This is a genomic window from Streptomyces tricolor (assembly GCF_002155905.1).
GTDB classification, from domain to species: Bacteria; Actinomycetota; Actinomycetes; order Streptomycetales; family Streptomycetaceae; genus Streptomyces; species Streptomyces tricolor.
The window spans coordinates 1-3,898 of the sequence record NZ_MUMF01000080.1; the positions used below are offsets into that span (position 1 = coordinate 1).

General features: G+C 76.4%; 4 protein-coding genes. 2 read left to right on the forward strand and 2 right to left on the reverse strand.

The features are described from left to right. On the reverse strand, nucleotides 1-241 hold a 241-nt coding region (locus tag CCN44_RS45460), incomplete at its 3' end, for a hypothetical protein (RefSeq protein ID WP_208639721.1). Nucleotides 242-364: 123 nt separating this feature from the next. After that, nucleotides 365-1,720, reverse strand: a complete 1,356-nt coding sequence (locus CCN44_RS06860; RefSeq protein WP_086697134.1) for a hypothetical protein — start codon at nucleotides 1,718-1,720, stop codon at nucleotides 365-367. A 114-nt stretch (nucleotides 1,721-1,834) separates the two neighbouring features. Between CCN44_RS06860 and CCN44_RS06865 the strand changes: the two genes are divergently transcribed. Together CCN44_RS06865 and CCN44_RS45465 are read left to right on the forward strand one after the other, a co-directional pair. Then, on the forward strand, nucleotides 1,835-3,070 hold the full coding sequence (locus tag CCN44_RS06865) for a molybdopterin-dependent oxidoreductase (RefSeq protein WP_167403949.1): 1,236 nt from the start codon (nucleotides 1,835-1,837) through the stop codon (nucleotides 3,068-3,070). Then, entirely contained in the window at nucleotides 3,070-3,558 is a 489-nt protein-coding gene (locus CCN44_RS45465; protein WP_244203892.1) for a hypothetical protein, read from the forward strand. Before CCN44_RS06865 ends, CCN44_RS45465 begins: the two co-directional genes overlap by 1 nt. The last annotated feature ends 340 nt before the right edge of the window (nucleotides 3,559-3,898 follow it).

The following is a 3,898-nucleotide window of genomic DNA, read 5'->3' on the forward strand; positions in this document are numbered from 1 at the left end:
GGTCCCGGGCGTCCGGCCGGGAGGGCTGATCCAGGGCGCGGCGCGCCGGCCGGACCGGGCAGGCCCCGACCAGGGGTGACCGGGCCTGTCGGCCGGCCGCCGCGACGGGCGGGGCGTGCGGCGCCGCGACGGCGAGGCGGGCTGCGCCGCGGCCGGCGAGCCGGGCTGCGCCGCGGCCAGGCCGGCGGCGCGCCCGGCCGCCCGCGCAGCACAGCAGCCGCGCACCACAGCAGCTGGACATCCCACAGCTGTGCGCCACAGCAGCTGCGCACCCCACCGCCGTGCGCCACAGCAGCCGCGGCCCCCGGTCACCGCGGGCCGCGGCTGCTCCGCCGTCCCGGGACTGTCTCCCCGGCCCGCCGCGTCACCACCCGGTGAACAGCAGGTGGTTCAGCAGGAGCGCGAGCACCGCCTGCGCGGCGAGCCAGGCGCGCGGTCCCGGCAGCAGCGCACCGGCCGGGAGCAGCCACATCGCGAACGGCAGCCAGATGCGCTCCGTCTCCGCCTTGCTCATCCCGGACAGATCCGCGACCAGCAGGGCGAGCACCGCCGCCGCCACGACGAACGCGAGACGCGCCTCGGCCCGGGGCGCCGTGCGCCGGCGGACGAGCAGCGCGCCGGCCCGCCGCAGCCCCGCCGCCGTGGCCACGCCCGTGACCAGCACCGTGCACGCCAGGTTGGCCCACACCCAGTAGCCGTAGGGGCGGGTGCCGCCGACGCCCTGGTGATAGCGGACGACCAGCAGCCGGTACCCCTCCCACCAGTCGAACCCGGTGAGCGTGAACACCGCCGGGACGACCGCCGCCCCGGCCAGGAAGAGGAGCGGCAGGACCGGTCGCTCGCGGACCCGGCGCCGCCCCGCCACCAGCACCGCCGCCCCGATCAGCGCGAACAGGGTGAGGCCGTAGGAGAGGTAGCAGGTCAGCCCGAAAAGCAGTCCGCCGCCCGCCGCCCACGCCACCGACCGCCCGGTGACCGCCAGGGCCGTCAGGGCCACCGACCAGGCGGCGACCGCCGCGAAGTACCCGTCGGCCGAGGCGCCCACCCACACCGCGGCCGGGGCCAGGACCAGGAACGGCGCCGCCCGCCGGGCCAGGCGTTCGTCGGCCAGGGCCCGCACCGCCACCAGCACCGCCGCACAGGCGGTCGCCCCGACGGTGATGCACCAGGCACCGGCCCAGCCGCCGCCGCGCAGTCCGATCCGGTCCAGCAGGACGAAGGTGAGGGTGGCCGCCGGGGGATGCCCGGCGATGTGCGCGGGCCACGGATCCGGGGAGCCGCTCACGATGTGCTGGGTGAAGTCGCGCAGCGCGGCCGGGATGTCCGGGAAGCGTCCGATGACCGTGAGGTACTCGTTGCGGGTGGTGAGCCGGCCGGCCACGCCCCGCCGCCAGCCGTCGACCAGCGCCAGCGACCACGTCCAGGCCAGCGCCGCGGCCCAGGCCGCGAGCAGCAGCCGCCGCCACGGCAGCCGGGCGGCGACGGACGGCCCGTACGCCACCACGGCGCCCGCCACCAGGACCGCGGCCGGCGTGCCCGGCCCCAGGTGCGGGCTCCAGTCGGCGAACAGCGGCGGCCAGTGCACGAACAGCGTGCGGCGGGTGTCCTGGAGGTGCCGGCCGACGAGCACGGCGGCCACCACGAGCAGGGCGGCGGCGGTGGCGGCGGCGAGGTCGGCGCGCGGACCGGCGCACCGGTCACGGAGGGAAGCCTGGGTCACACCGGAACGCTAGGCCGGTGACCGGGCGCACGGCCCGGACCGGCGGCTCGACGTCAGCGTTTCGTCATGGGTCGCCGCCCGGCTCACGGTGGTCTTCCGGCCTACCGTCGGAGCATGCGAGACCACCACCCGCGACTCCCCTCCGCGCCCGGCTTCTGGCGCAGCCCGCTGCGCGGCCCCTGGTTCACCTCGGTGCTCGGCACGGTGCTGCTCGCCGGCATCACCGTGCTGTTCCTGACCGGGCTGGTGTCGTACGCGGCCTACAACCCGAACCTGTCCCCGGTGAACGACCAGACCCCGGACAAGGGCGTCCTGGGCTTCTACCTCTTCGCCTGGCCGACCGGTCCGGTCTGGCTGTACCGGCTCACCCAGGGCATCCACGTCACCCTCGGCATCACCCTGATCCCGGTGCTGCTGGCCAAGCTGTGGTCGGTGGTGCCCCGGCTGTTCGCCCTGCCCCCGGCCCGCTCCCTCGCGCACGCCCTGGAGCGGATCTCCCTGCTGCTGCTCGTCGGCGGCGGGCTGTTCGAGTTCACCACCGGCGTGCTCAACGTCCAGCTGGACTACGTCTTCCCGGGCTCCTTCTACCCGCTGCACTTCTACGGCGCGTGGGTGTTCTTCGCCGCGTTCGTCGCGCACGCCGTGCTGAAGGCGCCGACAGCGCTGCGGAACCTGCGGGGACTCGGGCGCGAGGAGGGCGACCTGGTCAGCCCGCGCCCCGACGCGCCCACCGTCTCCCGGCGCGGAGCGCTGTGGCTGGTCGGCGGCGGCTCGCTGCTGCTGTTCCTGACCACGGTGGGACAGAGCCTGGGCGGGCCCCTGCGCCGTACGGCCCTGCTCGCGCCGCACGGCGGGGCCGATCCCGGCGGCGGACCCAACGGGTTCCAGATCAACAAGACGGCCGCGTACGCCGGGATCACCCCGGCCGACACGCACGAGGACGCCTGGCGGCTCGTCGTCACCGGGCGCACCGGAACCGTCCGCCTCAGCCGCGCCGAGCTGCTCCGCATGCCGCTGCACAGCGCCTCGTTGCCCATCGCCTGCGTCGAGGGCTGGTCGACGCAGGACCAGTGGTGGCGCGGGGTTCGGCTGCGCGACCTCGCGGCGCTCGTCGGCCACGACGGCGACCCGCCGGACGTGTTCGTGGAGTCGCTCCAGCGGCGCGGCGCCTTCCGCCGCGCCGCCCTGCGCGCCAACCAGGTGGCCGATCCGCGCTCCCTGCTCGCCCTGTACGTCAACGGCGAGACGCTGTCCCCCGACCACGGCCACCCGGCGCGGATCATCGTGCCCGCCGCGCCCGGTGTGCTCAACACCAAGTGGGTCACCCGGCTGACCTTCGGAGACCTGTGATGCGCCCGCGCCCGACCCTCGGCAGCCCCCTCCATATCCTGCTGCTGGCCTGCTCCTTCGCGCTCGCGGGCTACGCCGGGGTGCGGCTGTTCGCGGACGACTGGCGGGGCGTCGCGCTCTGGCTGGTGGGGGCGGCCCTGCTGCACGACCTGGTGCTGCTGCCGCTGTACACGCTCGCCGACCGGGCGGTCGTACGAGGGCTGGGCGGACACCGGGCCGGGGTGCTGTACGTCCGCGTCCCGGCCGCTCTGTCCGCGCTGCTCCTGCTCGTGTGGTTCCCGCTGATCAGCGGGATGGTCGAGGATCGCTACCGGTCCGCCACCGGCTTGTCGACGGACGGCTTCCTGGCCCGCTGGCTGCTGATCAGCGCGGTGCTGTTCGGCGGCTCGGCGCTGCTGCTGGCGATGCGGGTGCGCCCGCTCGCACGCGGGCGCGAGCGGGGGAGGCCGCGCAGGGCGACGAACCGGCGCCCGCCCGCCGACCACTGAGCGGCGGTCCGCCAGCCCGCCCGGCCCGCGTACCGCAGCAGGGCCGGGGTGCCGAGCCGCGCCCACGGGAACGCCCCGCCGCCGACCGCCGCGCCGCGTCCCGCTCCGCCGTCGGTGCCGTCGACGACCTGCACCTCGGCCCGTTCGTCGACGTCCGCCACGGCCGTCTCGGCGATCAGCAGACCGCCGGGGCCCAACAGCCGGGCCACCCGGTCCAGCAGGGCGCGCGGGTCGCCGCCGATCCCGATGTTGCCGTCCATGAGCAGCACCGTGCCCCAGCCGCCCTCGCCGGGCAGCGGCCTCGAACACCGAGCGTTGCAGGACCCGGCCCGTCCCCTGC